General features: G+C 53.1%; 18 protein-coding genes. 8 read left to right on the plus strand and 10 right to left on the minus strand.

Features of this window, described 5'->3' with window-relative positions:
- Both HMY34_RS06845 and HMY34_RS06850 read left to right on the plus strand, forming a co-directional pair.
- Positions 1–411 (plus strand): hypothetical protein, encoded by a 411-nt coding sequence (locus tag HMY34_RS06845; protein WP_202718521.1) that lies wholly within the window; start codon positions 1–3, stop codon positions 409–411.
- The gene (locus HMY34_RS06850; protein ID WP_202718522.1) at positions 408–1586 is read left to right on the plus strand and encodes a cytochrome c peroxidase; all 1179 of its coding nucleotides are present in this window, start codon (positions 408–410) and stop codon (positions 1584–1586) included. The genes HMY34_RS06845 and HMY34_RS06850 overlap by 4 nt, the downstream gene beginning before the upstream one ends.
- Before the next feature lie 58 nt (positions 1587–1644).
- On the opposite strand, the gene HMY34_RS06855 is transcribed toward HMY34_RS06850, so the two are convergent.
- The 4 genes from HMY34_RS06855 to znuC all read right to left on the minus strand — a co-directional run bounded on the left by HMY34_RS06855 (position 1645) and on the right by znuC (position 4186).
- Positions 1645–1896 carry a YfhL family 4Fe-4S dicluster ferredoxin gene (locus HMY34_RS06855; RefSeq protein ID WP_202718523.1) on the minus strand — a complete coding sequence of 84 codons (252 nt, stop codon included), beginning with the start codon at positions 1894–1896 and terminating at the stop codon, positions 1645–1647.
- 99 nt (positions 1897–1995) lie between these two features.
- The gene (gene coaD, locus HMY34_RS06860) at positions 1996–2511 is read right to left on the minus strand and encodes a pantetheine-phosphate adenylyltransferase (protein WP_202718524.1); all 516 of its coding nucleotides are present in this window, start codon (positions 2509–2511) and stop codon (positions 1996–1998) included.
- 111 nt (positions 2512–2622) lie between these two features.
- Complete coding sequence (locus HMY34_RS06865) at positions 2623–3411, minus strand: metal ABC transporter permease (RefSeq protein ID WP_202718525.1); 789 nt, start codon at positions 3409–3411, stop codon at positions 2623–2625.
- Positions 3404–4186, minus strand: coding sequence for a zinc ABC transporter ATP-binding protein ZnuC (znuC, locus tag HMY34_RS06870; protein ID WP_202718526.1), 783 nt, complete (start codon positions 4184–4186; stop codon positions 3404–3406). Before znuC ends, HMY34_RS06865 begins: the two co-directional genes overlap by 8 nt.
- Before the next feature lie 30 nt (positions 4187–4216).
- Between znuC and HMY34_RS06875 the strand changes: the two genes are divergently transcribed.
- Complete coding sequence (locus HMY34_RS06875; protein ID WP_202718527.1) at positions 4217–5146, plus strand: zinc ABC transporter substrate-binding protein; 930 nt, start codon at positions 4217–4219, stop codon at positions 5144–5146.
- Here the strand turns inward: HMY34_RS06875 and HMY34_RS06880 are convergent.
- The 5 genes from HMY34_RS06880 to HMY34_RS06900 form a co-directional block, all read right to left on the minus strand.
- On the minus strand, positions 5140–5487 hold the full coding sequence (locus tag HMY34_RS06880) for a FecR family protein (RefSeq protein WP_202718528.1): 348 nt from the start codon (positions 5485–5487) through the stop codon (positions 5140–5142). The genes HMY34_RS06875 and HMY34_RS06880 overlap by 7 nt on opposite strands.
- Positions 5488–5645: 158 nt before the next feature.
- A complete protein-coding gene (gene lysA, locus HMY34_RS06885; protein ID WP_202718529.1) occupies positions 5646–6896 on the minus strand; it encodes a diaminopimelate decarboxylase in 1251 nt (416 codons plus the stop codon).
- 12 nt (positions 6897–6908) lie between these two features.
- Positions 6909–7022 (minus strand): LPS translocon maturation chaperone LptM, encoded by a 114-nt coding sequence (gene lptM / locus HMY34_RS06890; protein ID WP_202718530.1) that lies wholly within the window; start codon positions 7020–7022, stop codon positions 6909–6911.
- Positions 7019–7849, minus strand: coding sequence for a carboxylating nicotinate-nucleotide diphosphorylase (gene nadC / locus HMY34_RS06895; RefSeq protein ID WP_202718531.1), 831 nt, complete (start codon positions 7847–7849; stop codon positions 7019–7021). The genes lptM and nadC overlap by 4 nt, the downstream gene beginning before the upstream one ends.
- Before the next feature lie 70 nt (positions 7850–7919).
- Positions 7920–9191 (minus strand): NAD(P)/FAD-dependent oxidoreductase, encoded by a 1272-nt coding sequence (locus HMY34_RS06900; RefSeq protein ID WP_202718532.1) that lies wholly within the window; start codon positions 9189–9191, stop codon positions 7920–7922.
- Between the two features lie 202 nt (positions 9192–9393).
- On the opposite strand from HMY34_RS06900, the gene HMY34_RS06905 reads away from it, so the two are divergent.
- The 3 genes from HMY34_RS06905 to HMY34_RS06915 all read left to right on the plus strand — a co-directional run bounded on the left by HMY34_RS06905 (position 9394) and on the right by HMY34_RS06915 (position 11707).
- Positions 9394–10626 (plus strand): multifunctional CCA addition/repair protein, encoded by a 1233-nt coding sequence (locus HMY34_RS06905; protein WP_323127460.1) that lies wholly within the window; start codon positions 9394–9396, stop codon positions 10624–10626.
- A gap of 65 nt (positions 10627–10691) precedes the next feature.
- Complete coding sequence (hspQ, locus tag HMY34_RS06910) at positions 10692–11015, plus strand: heat shock protein HspQ (RefSeq protein ID WP_202718533.1); 324 nt, start codon at positions 10692–10694, stop codon at positions 11013–11015.
- A complete protein-coding gene (locus HMY34_RS06915; RefSeq protein WP_202718534.1) occupies positions 11015–11707 on the plus strand; it encodes a sulfite exporter TauE/SafE family protein in 693 nt (230 codons plus the stop codon). Before hspQ ends, HMY34_RS06915 begins: the two co-directional genes overlap by 1 nt.
- On the opposite strand, the gene HMY34_RS06920 is transcribed toward HMY34_RS06915, so the two are convergent.
- On the minus strand, positions 11704–12243 hold the full coding sequence (locus HMY34_RS06920; protein ID WP_202718535.1) for a protein disulfide oxidoreductase: 540 nt from the start codon (positions 12241–12243) through the stop codon (positions 11704–11706). The two genes, HMY34_RS06915 and HMY34_RS06920, sit on opposite strands and share 4 nt — an antisense overlap.
- A gap of 224 nt (positions 12244–12467) precedes the next feature.
- On the opposite strand from HMY34_RS06920, the gene HMY34_RS06925 reads away from it, so the two are divergent.
- Both HMY34_RS06925 and HMY34_RS06930 read left to right on the plus strand, forming a co-directional pair.
- Positions 12468–14093 carry a tail fiber domain-containing protein gene (locus HMY34_RS06925; RefSeq protein WP_202718536.1) on the plus strand — a complete coding sequence of 542 codons (1626 nt, stop codon included), beginning with the start codon at positions 12468–12470 and terminating at the stop codon, positions 14091–14093.
- 73 nt (positions 14094–14166) lie between these two features.
- Positions 14167–20598 carry a cadherin repeat domain-containing protein gene (locus tag HMY34_RS06930; RefSeq protein WP_202718537.1) on the plus strand — a complete coding sequence of 2144 codons (6432 nt, stop codon included), beginning with the start codon at positions 14167–14169 and terminating at the stop codon, positions 20596–20598.
- Positions 20599–20739 lie beyond the last annotated feature (141 nt).

Below are 20739 nucleotides of genomic sequence, written 5' to 3' on the forward strand. Positions count from 1 at the left end.
ATGCAAATAAAACTGCTCACCGTAACACTCAGCCTGCTAGTGGCAGGCTGTCAAAACAGCACGGCGAATACCGTCTGGCAGCTTCAACAAGCCAGCAGCAAAGCGCTGTATCAAGCCACCGTGACGTGTGCCGCGCCGCCCAGCGTCGGCACATTTCAGGAATGCCGCTTGCAAGTCGACAGCCCGCAAACCCTACCCACCGATCTCGTGATTGCCGTGGATGGCGGAATGCCATCCCACGGACACGGCTTACCCACCGCCCCGCAAGCGATACCCACGGGCAAACCCGGTGAATTCCGCATCGACGGTTTAAAATACAGTATGCCGGGCGAATGGGTACTGGGTTTCTGGCTGCATTCGGATAACGCCCCCGCCGCACAAGACAAAATCGTCTTTTGGTTCACGCTATGAAAACCCTTACCTACTTACTGCTGTTGGTAGCGCTGCTAGGCATGAAAGGCACGCACAGCACCAATCACAACTGGACAGCAGCAGAACTCGCCACACTGCAATCCCTATCGCGGGCAAACTCCCCCCCCGCAACAGACCCCAGCAACCGCTTTGCGCAACACCCACCAGCACTAGCGCTGGGGCGGGAATTATTCTTCGATCGACGTTTAAGCCGCCATGGGAATATCGCCTGCGCCACCTGCCACCAACCGGATAAAGCCTTCAGCGATGGCAAGCCGGTAGCCATCGCCTTAGCCACTGGCACACGCAACACCCCCTCCCTGCTCGGCGTTGCCCATCAAGACTGGTTTTTCTGGGACGGGCGCAAAGACAGCCTGTGGTCGCAAGCCTTAGAACCGTTGGAAAACCCCGCCGAACACGGTTTAACCCGCACCGAAGTCGTTCGCTTATTGCTCACCGACACCCACTACCAACAACAATACCAAACCCTACTGAAAAACATTCCGACACTGGATGCGCTCCAACAGCTACCAACCGCCGCCTCACCCCAAGGCAATTTGGCGCAATTACAAGCCTGGAAACAGCTTCCACAAGCCCAGCGGGAACAGATTGATGCAGTATTTGCTGCCACGGGCAAATTCCTTGCCGCCTACGTCAGCAGCCTAAGCCCTGCCCCCAATAAACTCGACACACTCGCCCAGCAACCTGCCGCACTCACCCCAAACGAAAGCGCCGGAGCCAAACTGTTTATCGGCAAAGCGCAATGCATCCTCTGCCATTCCGGTGCATTGCTAAGTAACCAAACTTTCCAAAATATCGGCACAGGTATTCTCGGCAAGGACAGCGGACGGGCGGCGGTATTGGACACCCTGCGCACCGATCGTTTCAATTGCCAAGGCAAACACAGCGACGCACCCCCAGAAAACTGTACCGAATTGAAATTCCTAACCCGTAGCCGCCACGCCGTCAACGGGGCATTTAAAGTACCGAGCTTGCGCAATGTCGCAAAAACCGCGCCTTATTTTCACGACGGGCGTTTTGCCACCTTGGAACAGGTCGTCGATTACTACACGCAAGCCGCCCAACCCAACGCGCAAAACGACAACGATCTTCCCCTCATTCAACTCAGCGATACCGAAACACAACAACTGCTCGCATTTCTTAAGGTGTTATAGCCACACGCTAAAACGCCCGCTTGAGCGGGCGTTTCGTCATCAGCAAAGCAACACGGGCTTAACTTTGAGCCATCAACGCTTCATACTTTAACTGCAACTGCGGCTTGGATTCCTTGTGATCCGGGTCCAGCGGAATGCAATCCACCGGACACACCGAGACGCATTGCGGCTCATCGTAATGCCCGACGCATTCGGTGCAGCGTTTCGGGTCAATCACGTAAATTTCATCACCTGCGGAAATTGCATCATTCGGGCACTCTGGCTCGCAAACATCGCAGTTAATGCACTCATCAGTAATCATCAATGCCATAAAATTCTTCCTCTTGAATAGCTGTGTGGGGGCGATTCTATCAACCTACCTGAAAAGATAACATTAACTTCCATCAAAATAACAATACTCAGGCTTTTTCTAGTTCAACCCACGTTCACTGCGAATCTGGACAATTTTGTGCTTCAGTTCAGCCAGCACATGCGGTGCCACAAAGCGCGACACGTCGCCATTTAAGATCGCCACTTCCTTCACCAAGGTCGACGAGATGAATGAAAAACTCTCGCCCGGCATTAAAAACACCGACTCCACATCGGGCGCAAGACTACGATTCATGCTGGCTAATTGGAATTCAAACTCGAAATCGGAAACCGCCCGCATTCCCCGAATCAATACCCGCGCATTTTGTCCACGCGCAAAGTCAACCAACAAGCCTTCAAAGCCCTGCACTGTGACCTGTGTATCCAGATGTTGCTCGACCAATTCACGCTGAATCATGGCAACGCGCTCTTCTAAGGAAAACAGCGGTTTCTTTTTCGGGTTAGACGCGACCCCCACCACCACACGCGCACACAATTTGCTGGCACGCTTGATTAAATCAAGATGCCCTTTGGTGATCGGGTCAAATGTTCCCGGATAGACAGCGGTAATTTCCATAAATACAGGCCACCTTGGTTAATAATGAAAGGCTTAGGGATAACCCTAGTTAACCTCCTTGTAACACCTTATGGTGCGATGCACAATAAGTTTCTTGCTGAAATGCCCTGATTACGCGCCACGTTGGGGCATGAGTTGCACCAATAAGAACAAAATACTCGCGGAAACCACAATACTGGGACCCGTCGGCGTATCCCATTGCAAGGAAAGCCCCACACCTGCCAGCAATGCCAGCACGCCAACCATTACCGCAAACACCGCCATTTGCTCCGGGGTACGTGCAAAACGCCGCGCCGTTGCCGCCGGAATTATCAGCAATGCGGTCAACAGCAGCACGCCAACGACTTTCATTGCCACCGCCACCATTAACGCAATCAACAGCATGTAAGCCGCACTGATCCACCCAACCTTCACGCCTTCCACTTGCGCCAATTCCGCGTGGACACTCAGCGATAACAGCGGACGCCAAATCCACACCATTACCCCGACGACGACCAACGCCAAACTCCAGGTCAACACAATATCCGCGTGTGTTACTGCGAGAATATCACCAAACAGGTAGGCCATCAGATCAACCCTGACGTTTGGCAGGAATGTCAACGCCACCGTCCCCAACGCCAAGGCGCTGTGCCCAATAATACTCAGCAAGGTATCACTGCCCAGTGCGGGATTATGTTGCACATACAACATCAGCAACGCCACGACCACACACACCGCAATTACCCACAGATTCAAGTTCATGCCAGTCATCAAGCCCAAGGCCACGCCCAATAACGCCGAATGCGACAGCGTATCGCCAAAATACGCCATGCGCCGCCACAACAGGAATACGCCCAGCACACCACTCATCAACACCACCGCCAAGCCCGCCAGCAGCGCCCGCGCAATAAAATCATCCATGTTTGGTTTCCTGCTTGTCGGCTGGCAACGGCACAATGCACCCGTGCATATCGTGCTGATGGTCATGGTGGTGGGTATAAACCGCCAAACCCGCCGGTCGTAAATCGCCGAACAGACGCAAATATTCCGGGTGGCGCGACACTGCTTCCGGCTGCCCCGAACAGCAAATATGCCGATTCAAGCACAACACCTGATCGGTTGCCGCCATCACCAAATGCAAATCGTGCGACACCATCAACACCCCGTAACCGTGTACCAGTTTCAACCGATTGATAAGCTGGTACAAATCATTCAACCCGGTAACATCGACCCCCTGCCCCGGCTCATCCAGCACCAGCAATTGCGGTTTATTTAACAATGCCCGCGCCAGCAACACGCGCTGCAATTCCCCACCGGAAAGCGATTGCACCGCTTGTGGCAATAAATCCCCAACACCGACTTCAACAGCACTTTCGCGCACCGCAGCGGCATTATGCCGAGGCAAATTCAAGCCAATGAAGCGCTCCACCGTCAGCGGCAACAAACGATCCAGGTGGAATTTTTGCGGTACATAGCCCACCCGCAACCCCGGCATCCGCCACACCGTGCCGCGATCCGCCTGTTGCAGCCCCAGCAAGATTTTCAGCACGGTGGATTTCCCCGCCCCATTGGGGCCAATCAAGGTCAGCACACTTTCCGGGTACACTTCGAGGCTCACATCGTGCAAAATCACCCGTTGCCCGATGTTCAAGCCGATGTGCGATAACGTTGCCAATACAGTTTGTGTGGTGGACATGCCTGCCTAACGTCTATAAAGAGTGAAAAAATGTTGCGTATTCTAACGATTTTCCTGCTGTTATGCTTACCCGTTTTGCAGTCCTGCCAATCGGAGCCGCCCGCCAAACCCGTGATTGTCAGCACCATTAAGCCGATTCACGCGCTGGTATACGCGATTGCTGGCGGCGAAAACAGCCCGCTGGACATCCGCCAACTGTTGCCTGATGGCGCATCCCCGCACCATTACGCCCTCAAACCGTCGGAAATGCGCACTTTGGAAACGGCGCGTGTGGTATTCCGCATTGGCAGTGGCTTAGAAACGTTTCTCGACAAACCTTTAGCCACCGCGATCTCCACCAGAGAGGTGATTACCCTTGCTGATATTCAGGGCATTCAAGCCCTCGGCGCACGCCAGCAACACGGTGATGAGCACGCCGGACACACCGCTCACAGCGCCGATTCGCACTTGTGGTTAAATCCGGTGAATGCGATTGCCATGAGTCGGGAAATTGCCCGCGCCTTGAGTGCCGTCGATAGCGCCCACCAAGCCGAATACCTTGCCAATGCGCAACAACTGATTGCCGAAATTGAAGCCACCGATGCGCGTATCCGCCAACAACTTGCCCCGTTAAGCCAGCAACCTTACCTGAGCTTTCACGATGCATGGCAACACTTTGATACCCATTACGGCTTGAATTTTGCAGGCGCAGTGACGCTGGATGTTTCCCGCTTGCCGGGCGCACGCCATGTACAGGATATTCGCAAGATTATTGAGGAAAAGCAGGCGGTTTGCTTATTTCAAGAACCACAATTCTCACCCGCCATGGTGAAAACTTTGGTAGAAGGCAGCGCTATCCATATTGGCGAACTCGACCCCTTAGGCATGGAATTACCGCTGGATAAAGACACCTACCCGAAATTACTGCAAGCCGCAGCAGACAGTTTTCAGCAATGCCTCGGTGGACAAGTGGCTCAGTAAATATCCAAATCCAGCAAGGGGTTAGCTTCACGGCGACTTTCACGCAATGCGCCGCCAATGTATTCGTAACGCTGCCCAGCGGGAGGGCTGTAGGCTTGCTGTTGGTAAAGGCTGACTCGGAAGGCACAACCCCCGCGTAACATCACAATATTGCGGTCGTGCATTTTGAGTTGTGCATTCGCGCCACGTACTGTGTGTACCATGTCATTTGCAAACACGGAGTCGCCACGCTTGAGAATGCGCGACTCGCCGCTGCCGCTACTACGTGCCGTCACCTTACCGCGCTTGGACAATACAACACCGACTTCGTGGTGCTCGGTGGTGCTATTGGGTGCTGGCATAGACTACTCCGTCTGACGTTAATTGAAGGGACTCACGGCTATTTCGTCCTTAATAATAGCCTAGCCTGCGTGCCAAACGGTTTTTTTTCCGCTTAAAAAAGCTGAAGTGCAAAAAAAATCCGCCAAACGGTAGTGGCGGATTTTTTCAAATATAAGCGTTACGGCAACACCTGTTCACCACGCAACAAATCATCCAAGGTTTCGCGGGTGCGCACCACGTACACCGCGTCACCGTCCACCATAATTTCAGCCACACGCGGACGGGTGTTGTAGTTGGATGCCATCGTAAAACCATACGCCCCCGCCGAACGCACCGCCAGCAAATCCCCCGGCTGAATGTTCAAATCGCGCTCTTTACCCAAAAAGTCACCCGTCTCGCACACTGGCCCCACCACGTCGTAAGTCGTGGTTTCACCCGCTGGGCGCGGCACGACCGGAATGATTTCCTGCCAAGCACTGTATAAAGCGGGGCGAATCAGGTCGTTCATGGCAGCATCCACGATGGCGAAATTTTTGTATTCTGACAGTTTCAGAAATTCGACTTCCGTGACCAAAATGCCTGCATTCGCCGCAATTGCCCTGCCCGGCTCGACGAAAATTTCGTACTGACGCAAACGTTCGTCGGTGAACAATTGCGCCATGTAGTCGGCGGGCGACGGCGCGGCCTGCCCTTCCTGATAACGCACGCCCAAACCGCCGCCGATGTCGAGGTGGTGAATAGTAATGCCTTGCGCTTGCAAACGTTCCGCCAAAGCCAGCAAGCGTTGCAGCGCATCCATGAACGGCGTGAGCGTCAGCAATTGCGAACCGATGTGGCAGTCGATGCCGACCACTTTCAGGTGAGGCATGGCGGCGGCTTTCACATACACCGCTTCGGCACGACCGATTTCGATACCAAACTTGTTTTCTTTCAAGCCGGTGGAAATGTAGGGGTGGGTTTGCGCATCCACATCGGGGTTAACACGCAACGAGATGGACGCCACTTTGCCCATTTCACCCGCTACCGCGTTGATGCGGTCGAGTTCGGCTTCGGATTCGATGTTGAAGCAACGGATGCCGACTTCCAGTGCCTTGCGGATTTCAGCGGCTTTTTTGCCAAGACCGGAAAACACCACTTTGCTGGGGTCGCCGCCTGCGCGTAACACCCGCTCCAATTCGCCGCCGGATACGATGTCGAAACCCGACCCCAGTCGGGCGAACAGATTGAGAATTGCCAGATTGGAATTGGCTTTCACCGCGTAGCACACCAAATGCGGCTGATCTCCGAAGGCATCGTTGAAAGCGTGCCAGTGGCGTTCCAGCGTCGCACGGGAATAAACATAGCACGGCGTGCCGTGTGCGCGGGCAATGTCAGCGACAGCGACGTTTTCGGCGTGAAGCTGCCCGTTGCGGTATTCAAAATGATCCATGTGTTTAAGCCTTTATTTCGCCTGTTCTTGTTGAGGTTGCGCTTTATCCGGCAAAGTTAACGGGCCTTTGTTGCCACAGCCTGCCAGCAAAGCCAATACGATAGCGAATCCTAGGTATTTTTTCATGCTGTAAATCTCATTGACAAATCCACCGCCCACACATGCTTGGTAATCCCGCCAATCGACACGAAATCCACCCCCGTTTCCGCAATCGCCACCAACGTTTCCGGGCTAACCCCGCCAGACGCTTCCAACGGAATCTTCCCCGCCGTCACGCGCACCGCTTCCCGCATATCCGCAAGGCTGTATTCATCGAGCATAATAATGTCAGCGCGTGCAGCCGTCGCCTCGGCGAGTTCTTGCAAATTTTCAGTTTCCACCTCCACCAGAATACCGGGGTGTAACGCCCGCGCCTGCTGGATAGCCGCCGTGATCGACCCCGCCGCCACAATATGGTTTTCCTTAATCAACACCCGATCATACAAACCCATGCGGTGATTCGTACCACCGCCGCACAATACCGCGTATTTCTGCGCGGTACGCAAACCGGGCAAGGTTTTGCGCGTATCCAAAATCCGGCAAGCCGTATGCGCCACCAAATCCACATACCGCCGCGTCGCCGTCGCGGTCGCCGATAAGGTTTGCAGGAAATTCAACGCTGCCCGTTCGCCACTCAAAATGGAACGCGCACTGCCACGCAAGGTACACAGCAACGCATTCGCTGCCACCCGCACACCATCCCGCTGCTGCCATTCAATCTGCACCGCTGGATCAAGCTGGCGAAACACTTCATCAAACCACGCCACGCCACACAACACCGCGTCTTCGCGGGAAATCACCGTTGCACTGGCTTGTTTCTCCGCCGGAATCAGCCCAGCGGTGACATCACCGGTGCCAATGTCCTCCGCTAACGCCCGTGCAACCGTTGCTGAAATATCGTTAGGTAATTGCATCAGAACCTCAAATAAAAATGGGAGGCGCAGTGCCTCCCATCAAGTGCCCCTGACTCCTCGTCAGATCCCGTTAGATGCGGGTAATACCCATCATCTTCAAAATGGACTTTTCGTAGAACGGTTCGGAACTGCCTTTTTTCATCTTGCGGATGAAGTATTTCTCGAACGCGATCTTCGCCATGTGTACCCACTTGCCTTTCTTGAACCAAGCCACGTTACGTGGTGGAATCTGTGGCAGTGCGACGAAAGCAGCGCCCGTATCGCCCATGTCCGCCAAACAGATAGCGTTCCAAGTGGCGGTGGTGTGCGGCTCTTTACCGGCTAACTCGTCTGCAATGTTATGTACCAGAGAAGTGACCATGGATTCAATCATATAACCGGTCTTCGGTGCACCTGTGGGGACAGGCGTTGCTTCTACTGGCGGAATGGCGATACAAACACCAGCGGAATAGATGTTTTTGTATTTCGGGCTGCGATGTAATTCATCAACAATCACGAAACCACGCGGGTTACACAAACCTTCCACCGCAGCGACCGCATCCACGCCTTTGAACGCGGGCAGCATCATTGCCATGTCAAAATCGAGAACGTGTTCTTTTTCGACTTCGCCTTTTGCAGTCATTTCCGTGACGTGCAGTTTACCGGCTTCAACCTTGGTGGTTTTCGCGTTAGTAATCCACGCCATGTGGTGGTTGCGCAATTCGGATTCGAGCATTCCCTTAGAATCGCCCACGCCACCCAAGCCCAAGTGACCGATGTACGGCTCAGAAGAAACGTAAGTCATTTTGAATTTGTGACGCAGCCCGCGCTTACGCAAGTCAGCATCCACAATGAAAGCGAATTCATACGCAGGACCAAAGCAGCTTGCAAACGGCATCGCACCCACAATGATGTGACCAGAACCTTTCGCCAACAGCTTTTGGTAATCGGCATACGCGCCTTCCGCATGAGTCACGTCACAGACAGAATGCGTGTGACCACCGTGCGGGCCTGCGCCTTCAACTTCTTGGAAAAACAGTTTTGGCCCTGTCGCGATTACCAAATAATCGTATTTAACGGTTTGCCCGTCAGCCAAATGCAAGGCATTGCCTTCAGCGTCAATCTTTTCGCAGCGGCTGCAAATGAATTTGATGTCTTTTTTGGCAAGATACTTTTCAATCGGGAAAGTGATGTCTGAACGAGTACGCCAGCCGACAGCAACCCACGGATTCGACGGCACAAATTGGAAATAGTCACGCTCGTTGACAACCGTGACCTCGTGGCCTTTGCCGAGCATTTCTTTCATCTCATAGGCGGCGGGCATTCCACCAGTACCGGCGCCGAGAATTACGATATGAGCCATTAATGCGAACTCCTAACTAGTGAATGAGGGGATTAATTTAATTATTGAGATTAGTACTTGCCAGCATTTCCCAAAGCAACCAGAATGACACCACAAAACGTGGGCTAGGTCAATGTTACCCTTACTTATCAAAACATTAGCCGAAACTAATATACTATAAAAAATATATACTTCAGCCATCCTCACACGCCATAATTTGCTTATGAATAAGATGACTATTTATCTGGTTGGCGGCGCAGTCCGCGACCAATTATTGGGTTTACCCCTCAAAGATCGCGACTGGGTAGTGACGGGGGCAACGCCTGCGGCAATGCTACAGCAAGGTTTCAAACCGGTGGGCAGCGATTTCCCGGTTTTTTTGCACCCGCAAACCAGCGAGGAATACGCGCTGGCTCGCACCGAACGCAAAACGGCAAAGGGTTATCACGGCTTTCAATTCCATGCCGCCACGGATGTCACCTTGGAACAAGACCTTGCGCGGCGTGACCTCACCATCAATGCCATGGCACAAGACGTTGACGGCACACTGATTGACCCTTACGGTGGACAAGCCGATTTGCAGCAACGTTTATTGCGCCACGTATCCGCAGCATTTGCCGAAGACCCGGTGCGCATTTTGCGGGTAGCACGGTTTGCAGCACGGTTCGCCCCGCTGGGTTTTCAAGTTGCCAGCGACACCCAACACCTGATGCAACAGATGGTCGCGGCGGGCGAAGTCGATGCCTTAGTGCCGGAGCGCGTCTGGCAAGAAACCCTCAAAGCGCTATCCGAACCCACCCCCGCCCGCTTTTTCGAGGTATTGCGCGATTGTGGCGCATTGGCGGTGTTATTCCCCGAAGTGGAGCGCCTGTTTGGGGTGCCGCAACCCGCGCAATACCACCCGGAAATTGATTGCGGCATTCACACTCTGCTGGTATTGCAACAAGCGGTAAAACTGAGCGCTGACCCCGAAGTGCGCTTTGCCGCCCTCACCCACGATTTGGGCAAAGGATTAACCCCCAAAGAAATACTGCCCAGCCATCACGGGCATGAACGCCTTAGCCGCGAACTCACGACACAGCTATGCGAACGCTTAAAAATCCCCAATCGGTTTCGCGAATTGGCGGAACACGTCGCCGAACAACACGGTCGCATCCATAAGGCACTGGAATTGCAACCCAAAACCGTGTTGAACGTGCTGGAAGTCACCGATGCGTTCCGCAAGCCCGAACGTTTCGCGCAATTATTGCTGGCGTGTGAAGCAGATGCCAAAGGGCGCACAGGCTTTGAAAACCGCCCTTACCCGCAAGCGAACTATTTTCGGGATGCGTTACGGGCGTGTCAGCAAGTGGATGTACAAACGGTTATCCAAGCCGGTTTCCAAGGGGCGCAAATCAAAGAAGAATTGCACCGACGGCGCATCACCGTTATCAAGCAAATCCGCAAGGAATCTTGATATTCGCCCGCAGTAGCCGCATATTGGTGATAGCTTATGATTATGAAAAATAGTGAGGAATTGTCATGATGGAAGAAAGAACCGCGTCATTCGGCATTGGTCAGGTGATCCATCACCGCCTGTTTAACTATCGTGGCGTCATTTTCGACGTTGACCCCGATTTCAAAGGCACCGAAGAATGGTTTCAGAAAAACGTGGAAGCCGGTAGCCCGACCAAAGAAGAACCGTGGTATCACGTCTTGATTGATCAAGATGGGCGCGTCGCTTACGTTGCCGAACGCAATCTGGAAGCCGAGGAAACGGTCGAGCCAGTTGAACACCCCTTGCTGGAAAACTTTTTCACCGGCTTTGCTGGCGACCATTATCAGGCACGGCAGACGCTGAATTGATGGCATGGGACTGGTTAAACCATTCCAGTTACTTGGCGGCTTTTCTGGTCGGGTTGTTGGGCGGCGTCCACTGCCTCGGCATGTGTGGCGGCATTGTCAGCGCCTTGACATTTAGTTTACCCGCTGCACAACGCAATCATCCTGCTACCCTATTCCCCATCTTGCTGGCGTACAACACCGGGCGTATCGGCGGGTATACGCTTGCGGGGGCATTGGCAGGCGGTATAGGCGCGGCATTCCTGTCATTGGGCGGGTTGGACAGTGTGCGGCACGGTCTGCAAGTGTTCGCCGCCTTATTTACCATCGCGCTGGGGCTGTATTTGGCGGGTATCTGGGCAGGTGTGGCGCAAGTGGAAAACGCGGGGCGCACCTTATGGCGGCACATTGAACCGTTGGGGCGGCGTTTCATGCCAGTGAATTCCCCTGCAAAAGCGTTGCCACTGGGGTTTGTGTGGGGCTGGTTGCCGTGCGGCTTGGTGTACAGCGTGCTGATTTGGACGTTATCGGCGGGCAGTGTCGCCAAGGGTGCGTTGCTAATGCTGGCGTTTGGATTGGGGACCTTGCCGAATCTGTTGCTGATGGGCGCGGCGGCGGCGAAGCTTGCAAAATTTACCCGCAACCAAACCGTGAAACGGGTCGCCGGTTTGCTGATAGTGGGGCTGGGATTGTTGTTGTTATGGCAAGCGTTTTAAACCAACCAGTCTGCCATCCACAGACGTAAGCGTAAACCCCAGCCGGAGGTTAGCCCGACTTCGCGGAAACGAATGATGCCTTCTTCATCTAGCACGTAACTGGTAGGCACGCCTTTGATGCCGTATTGCCCCGATAATGAGCCATCTTCATCCACGATCGTGACCCACTCGGTGATTTTTTCGCGTTCCATGTAACGCTGCACTTCCTCAGCGCCACCCGATTGAAACGCAATCGTGATCACTTTCCAGTCTTTAGCAATGCCGCTAATGCTGCCTTGTTCCAATTCGCACATCGGACACCAACTTGCCCAAAAGTGCAGCAATACGGGCTTGCCACGGTAATTATCAAGGTGGATGACGTCACCATTCAAGGCAGTGCGTTCAAAATCCGGGGCTTCGCCGTCGAGCATTCCGCGCTGCTGCCAAGTGCGTACCCCGAAAATAATAGTGAGGATAATCAGGGCTTCTAGCAACCAGCGTGGCCAACGGCGTTTTTTGGGTGGCTGGTCATTATGCTCTGAAGTGTTTGCTGTCATTGTTTTCCGTGTTGGTTGATTGAATGCCGCGATTGTAGCACGCTCCAACTGAATGCCTGCCGATTCCCTTTCACTCCTCACATTACAAGCAAAAAACATCCACTAATCCGCTTTTTATTGCCGTCAGTAAAAAGTTTATGGATGATATGACGAGTCTTGAGAAATCACCCATCCGTCAAAATAATAATAATTACTTAAAATATCCAATAAAGACGAGACACATTATGAATACTAAAAAAATCTTGCTGGCTGCCACCATCCAATCCATTTTATGCGCTGCCCCTGCTTTTGCCGGAGATGTAGAGATTAGCTTACCCGCTGCTGCTGACGCTTTCACCGTCGACCAACCCGCAGGCACAGAACTCATGCGCGTCAATGGCGACGGCAATGTCGGTATCGGCACTGCCACTCCTGCTCGAACCTTAGACATTGTGGATGCAACCGCTATTGACAATGATGCAGCAGTATGGATTACACAAAATGCCTCGTCCGAACATACCCTGACCGTTTCAGGGAGTGATGTACTCACGCAAAACACCGGCTTATACCTGCGTACCCAAAAAGTGGGAACGATCAAAACAGGTAACGGCGCAGAATTACGCCTCGGTGCAGGCAACCGTACCGATTATTTAAACATCATGCCGTCGGGTAATATCGGTATCGGCACAACAGTCCCCAGCAATGGCACTGCCAACGGCGGCAAAGTTCTCAAGCTGGATGTAGAAGGTGCAATCGGCGCGAGCAGCTATTGCGACGAAAACGGCGAAAACTGCAAAACTATCCTGCAACTGGCTGGCGGCGGTGGTACTGCCGACAACCTCGGCAACCACACCGCCACGCAGAACATAGACCTCGCCGCCAACAAACTGGTCGGCAATGGCGGTACAGAAGGCATCGTCATTGATGCTACGGGTAACGTCGGCATTGGTACAACTGCGCCAACTAGCTTATTACACGTTGAGAAAGATCACGCTGGAATGACTGCTATTGTGGTCGGAAACCCCAATACTGGTGCTGATGCAAGCGCACGGCTCGGTGTTGCAAATGCAAGCAAAACTGCGTTGCTGGCAATGAATTCGCCTAATGCCACGCTCAACCCTAACAGTGCAACACTGTTCACCAATGCAGATAAACTCATCATTGCTCCCGGTGGAGATGATGCGACTCGCGCTATTCACCTGACAGGCAGCCTGAATTCACTCAGCAATGGTCTGACCGTCCATTCTTCTACTGGTAATATTGGTATCGGCACGGTCACACCCACCGAAAAAGTGGATGTACGTGGTGGCAATGTTCGTATCGAATCCACCAATCTATTTGAATTGCAAAACGTAGCCAACGGTATGGGTTATGACATAGGTTACGGTGTCGGCACAACACTCATGAGCCAAAACCACATCAATTATGTTATTGATTCAGTCGATAATGGCACGACTGGCGCACATAAATTTCTCACCAGAAGTGCGGGCGCTACCGTAGAGCTGTTGAAGATTCTTGAAAATGGCAACGCAACACTCAAAGGAACACTGACACAAAGCTCAGACGAGCGCTTAAAAGAAGAAATCAAACCCGTTTCAGACGCTCTGGAAAAGGTTAAACAACTACAAGGTGTTACCTTTAAATGGAAAGATGCCAAAAACAATGACACTGACACGCAATTGGGTTTGATTGCCCAACAGGTAGAAAAGGTCATGCCCGAAGTCGTAGAAACGACTGATGATGCCGATAAAACCAAAAGCGTGGCTTACGCCAACTTGGTGGCACTGCTGATCGAAGGCATGAAAGAGCAGCAGGCACAAATCGACGCGCAGCAACAGCGCATCGACGCACTCGAAGCGAAATTGAAATAAACCAACGCATCGGCGGGGGCGCGTTGCCCCTGCCTTTTTACACAAATTATAACAATTAAGCAGGTGCGCATTTATGAACAAATTTTTAGCGGCTGACTCGCCCACTCGCGGCAAACCCGCCTTATTAACGTCCGTCTCGGTATTGCTGGCAGTGCTGGCAATACCACATATTGCTTACGCGGATCAAATCATTGGCGACGGCACAACCCACACGATTGGCGCAAGCGCAATTCAAGATATGAACTGCCAAGCCGTTACCGTCAGCAGTGGCGGAGTAATGGACTTAGCCGCTGGCGGCACCTTACAAGAAGTCTCCACCTTGACGATCACAGGTGAACTCAAAGGCGGCACAGGGCAAATCCTCAAACTGGCAAGCTGGGTTAATAACGGCACAGTCAGTTCCATCCCCACCAAAATTGAATTCACCACCGATTGCGGGCCGATCACCGTTGCAGGCACAAGTGATACCGACGGTGACGGGATTAGTGACGACCTCGAAGGCGGCACAGACATTAACGCTGACGGTAAACCCGATTTGGATGTGGATAATGACGGTATCTACAACTTTCTTGACGATGACAGCGATGGGGACACCAAGCTGGACAAGGATGAGGGAACAAGTGACAGCCATAACGACGGCATTCCGAACTGGTTGGATGCTAACGATGCGCCCGCTAATCTTGCCCCAACCATTACCTCACCCGCCGCCGCAACCTTTACCGAAAACGCCAGTGGTGTGGTGCTGAATGTACAAGCCGACGATGACAAGGATAGCGAAGGCAATGGCTTGACTTATAGTTTGACCAATAGCGGCACCGATAACGCCCTGTTCAATATCAATGTAAACAACGGTGAAATTACCTTCAAAACACCACCCGATTACGAAGCACCTGCCGATAATGGCGCGGACAATGCTTATAGTCTGGAAATTAAAGTCTGTGACAGTGCCTCTACCTGTGCGGTACAAACCTTGACCGTCAACGTCACCGACATAAATGAAACGGATGCTGACGGTGACACTGACAGTGACGGCATCCCCGACACCACTGACCTCGACGATGACAACGATGGCATTGCTGACTTGACAGAATGTCCAGCAAAACCAACAAAGGCGGGCGCAACACCTTTTGAAAAGCCTGATGGTACATTGATTTTTAGCGGTGAAGTTTCCATGTCTGTTGATGGTACGTATGACACCAACAGCATCACCATCAATAAACCTGTGGGCGCAACGGTGGCGGCTGTTTACGCCTTTTCTGCCGGTACGGGATTTGGCAATGCGACATCAGAAATGAAGGTAAATGGCGTTAATGTCACACTTGACCATACGGAAACATCCTCTGCTGTTAGTGGTTCACCTAGCGTAGTCAACAAATGGGGCGAGATAACCAATCAGGTAGGTAGCATCATTGACGCGCTTCCCACTGGCGCATCCAGCATCCAATTATCAGAAACCACGCCTGCCAACAGTGAGGGAACGGCTTTAATCGTGGTATGGAACAATCCAAACATTGTGGACGGGATGGTGGCATTAAAATTCACCTCAGTACGTACATCGGATGGTCAAACTGTTACCGTCCCCACACTTCCGATTGACACCACGCATCCTGACTATGCTCTCAAAGCAGGTATGGGCATTAGCTTCAGTGTTGGCGACCCGGCTGCTGGCGACCCACAAGTTTCTACCATAAAAGTCAATGGTACAACCGTATCAACCGTTGCTGGTGGCTATGATGATGGCCTATTAGCCAATGGACAATTGTGGACGATTGGTGATGATGCCGACGTATTTTCAACCACCAGCGAAAAATGGGACATCAAAAATAACGTTGCGCAAGGGTCAACTTCCATCGCTTTTGCATCATCCAGTAGCCATATTTTTGACTTTATCGGCATCATCTGGATAGAAGGGCGTAGAATTCCACCCGATCCGAGTACGCAAACGTCATGCGACCACGACAATGACGGTCTTGATGATGACTTTGATCTTGATTCCGACAATGACGGCATACCTGACAACGTAGAAGCGCAAACCACCTTAAACTATATTGCGCCGAAAGGTGATGCAGCGGCAAACAATGGGTTGGATTCTGCCTACGGTGCTGGCTTAACACCCGTCAACACCGATAACGCGGATACTGCTGACTATTTAGATACTGATTCTGATAATGACAGCACAGACGACCAAACAGAATCCGGCAATATCAACGCCAACGCAACCTACGCTGACCCTAATGGTTCACTGGATACGGGTGCTATAACCTTACCCAATATTGATAAGGACAATGAGCCTGATTTCCGCGATGCCACCAATGATACCGACACCGACAAAGATGGCGTACCGGATGTCAACGACCTCGACACAGACGGTGACGGCATCCTCAATAGTGTGGAAGGCACGGCAGATGCGGATAGTGACGGCATTGCCAACCAGTTCGACCTCGATTCCGACGGCGATGGCATTCCTGACAATATCGAAGCGCAAACCACCGCCGGTTACAAACAACCCGCTGGCACAGTGGGTGCGAACGGCGTAGACACTGCCTACGGCGCAGGTCTAACCCCTGTCAATACTGACGGCACAGACACGCCGGATTATCTGGACACCGACTCCGATAACAGCGGCGCAAACGACACGGCAGAAGCCAAACTTGCCTTGGCGAACGCAGATGCCGACGGCGATGGGTTGGATAATGCGATTGACGCAGATGATGCCAGTTTTGGCTCTGCCAATGCAGGCATTACCGACGTATTGGGGACTTATCCGAAAGTTGACACACAGGTAAACTGGCGGGCAATTAATACTGCGCCAGTCATCCCAAATCCTGCGGCTATCGACTACGTGGAAAAAACCACTGCCCCAGCCGTTGATCTTGCAGCGACCGACGACACCGATACCGAAGGCGACAAGCTGGTCTACAGCGTAACCGGCGGCGATGACGCAGCCCTGTTTACTTTCGACACCGTAACAGGTGTGCTGACTTTTAAAGCCACACCCAGCTTTGCTACCCCTACCGATGCAGACGGCAACAACACTTATCTGGTGGAAGTGGCGGCGACTGACAGCGAAGGCGTTATTACCAAAAAACTGCTGACCATCACCGTGCTAAAAGATACCGATGGCGACAGCATCGGCGACAAGAACGATCTGGATTCTGACAACGACGGCATCCTCAATAGCGTAGAAGGCACAGCAGACGCCGACAACGACGGCATTGCCAACCAGTTCGATCTGGATTCTGACGGCGACGGCATTCCTGACAATATCGAAGCGCAAACCACCGCAGGCTTCACCGCCCCATCCGGCATAGATACGGATAAAAACGGTCTGGATGATGCCTACGGCGCGGGGCTAACCCCAATCAATACGGATGGTGCGGATACTCCCGACTATCTGGATACGGATGCAGACAACAGCGGCAAAAACGATACCGGCGAAGCAGGCATTACCCTCACAGATGCGGATACGGACAACGACGGTCTGGATGATGGCATCGACAGCAACGATGCCGGTTTCGGCCCTGCCAACGCAGGCATTACCGACGTACTGGCAGCCTACCCCGACAACGGCACGAACGTGTACTGGCGTTTGGTGAATGCAGCCCCCGTCATTCCGAATCCTGCTGCGTTGGATTACGTGGAAAGATCGACTGCACCAGCCGTTGACCTTGCGGCGACCGACGACACCGATACCGAAGGCGACAAACTGGTCTACAGCATGACCGGCGGCGATGACATGGTGCTGTTTGCCATCGACCCAGCAACCGGCGTGCTGACCTTCAAAGCCATCCCCAGCTTTGCTGCCCCCACCGATAAAGATGGCAACAACACCTATCTGGTGGAAGTCGCCGCAACCGATGTGGAAGGCGTTGTCACCAAAAAACTGCTGACCATCACCGTGCTGAAAGATACCGATCTTGACGGCGTAGGCGACAAAAACGACCTCGACGTAGACGGCGACGGCATCCTCAACAGCGTGGAAGGCACAGCCGACACCGACACTGACGGCATCCAAAACCAGTGGGATTTGGACTCTGACGGCGACGGCATTCCCGACAATATCGAAGCGCAAACCACCGCTGGTTTCAAAGCACCGTCCGGTGTGGATGCGGATAAAAACGGCGCGGATGATGCTTACGGCGCGGGTCTGACCCCAGTCGATACTGAAAGTGATGGTAAACCAGACTACATCGACAACGACTCCGAAAATACCGGCGGCGATGACAATACCGAATCCGATGTGCCAGTTTTACTGGGTGTGGATGCGGATAAAGACGGTCTGGATGATGTGATTGACAGCGATGACACCCGCTTTGGCCCCGCCAATGCAGGCATTACCGATGTACTCGCGGCTTACCCGAAAACCGGTACTGAAGTGGGCTGGCGTGTCCCGAATACTCCGCCAGTTTTCACGTCCCCAGCAGCCGCTACTTTCGATGAAAACAGTACCGCTGTGGTCTTGAACGTGGAAATCACCGACGACAAGAACACCGAAGCCGCACTGGGCATTGGTTACAGCATTGTCGGTTCCGATGACGATGCGCGTTTCACCATTGATGCAAAAACCGGCGACATCAAATTCAAGCTCGTGCCTGACTATGAGAAGCCGATCGACAAACCAGTGGGTGCAGGCGACAACTCTTACATCCTGACCGTGAAAGCCTGCGATTCCGAAGGCGGTTGCAGCGAACAAACCATCGTCATCAACGTGGTAGACGTGGATGAAGACAACGACGGCGACGGCTTGATGGATTCCAAAGAAGCAGAACTCGGCACTGACCGCTGGGAAGCGGATACCGACGGCGACGGCCTGAATGACGGTGAAGAAGTCAACACCCTGAAAACTGATCCGCTGAAAACGGACACCGACGCGGACGGCCTCAGCGACAGCGACGAGGTGAACAAGTCCAAAACCGATCCGCTGAAACCCGATACCGACGGCGATGGCGTGAATGACGGCGCGGAAGTTGGTGCTGACCCGACCACACCAGCGGATACCGATGCTGACGGCACGGCGGATGCGTTCGATACCGACGATGACAACGACGGCACACCCACGGCAGAAGAATTGCCGGATGCCAACGGCGACCTGAACCCGGACGATGCCCGCAATACCGACGGCGACTTGTTACCCGACTATCTGGATAACGACGACGACGGTGACGGCGTACTCAGCCAATACGAAGATCCGGCAGGCAAACGTGATTCCGACAAAGACGGTATTGTCGATACCCTCGACGCTGACGACGACAACGACGGCTTGTTGACCGAATACGAACAAGCTGACCCGAACAAAGACGGCAACCCGGCTGACCAACGCGACACCGACAAGGATGGCATTGCGGATTGGCTGGATACCGACGATGACGGCGACGGCGTGCTAACGATGTACGAAATGGCGGATAAGGACGGCAACGGCAATCCAACCGATGCCACCGATACCGACGCGGACGGCAAATTCAACTGGCTGGATGTGGATGACGACAACGACGGCATTCTCACCAAATACGAAAAACCGGATGCGGATGCGAATGGCAACCCCAGCGATGCGTTGGATACCGACACCGACAGCAAGCCCAACTACCTCGACAGCGATGACGACGGTGACAGCAAGCTAACCGCCGATGAAAAAGCCGACAAGAACAAGGATGGCAACCCGATTGATGCGTATGACGCAGACGCGGATGGCATTCCGAGCTACTTAGACGCGAACGAAATCCCCACCGTGGTCTTGCATGTGCGCGGTTTCTTGCAAGGGGCTTACAGCACGGTTGATGGGTTGATGCGCGACGATTTGCGTAAGCAAGGGTTAATTCCAGCCGTACAGCCTTACAGCAATGCGGTCACGTCATTGGGTTATGCGGGTACGGAAGCCCTAGCCCCGTCATTGCTGACACTCGACGATGCCAACGCCCCTGTGGATTGGGTCGTGGTGGAATTGCGCAGCAAAACCTCGCCCAAAACCGTGGTTGCCAGAGCAGCAGCAGTCTTGCAACGTGACGGTGACGTGGCTAACCCACAAACCAACGAAGCGAAGTTGCTGATTCCGAATGTGGTGGAAGGTCAGTATTACGTGAGCCTGCGCCATCGCAACCATCTGGGCTTGACCACGCTGGATGCGATGCTGCTATCACCCACGTTGACGGCGGTGGATTTCACGCTGGAATCGCAAACCGTGATGGGCAGCTATCCGCGCTTGGTGGGTAAGGATGCAGCACTCATGTGGGCAGGTGAAGCCAACAATAGCGATAGCATCATTGCCAACGGCCCCGGCAACGACACTAACGTGGTGTTGGGAACGGTGTTAATGCACCCGACCAATTTGCTGACCAACAGCAACTTCCGTTTGAAAGGCTACCATGTCACCGACCTGAACTTGGATGGCATTAGCCTCTATTCCGGCCCCAGCAATGACATTAACTTGTTGTTGGGGAATGTGTTGCTGCATCCGGGCAATAATCTGTTTGCTGCCAACTACATCCTGCTGGGGGCTATTCCCAAATAGCCGTGACCGCTAACAACGCTTGACGATGAAAACGAATGGCTTGGATCGCGAGATTCAGGCCATTTTTGCGTTCACCATCCATCAGAATAATATTGCCGCCTATAGCAAAAAAAACCGATAATCACATTAATTAATAAAAAC

This window comes from Thiothrix subterranea, assembly GCF_016772315.1.
Lineage (GTDB): Bacteria > Pseudomonadota > Gammaproteobacteria > Thiotrichales > Thiotrichaceae > Thiothrix > Thiothrix subterranea.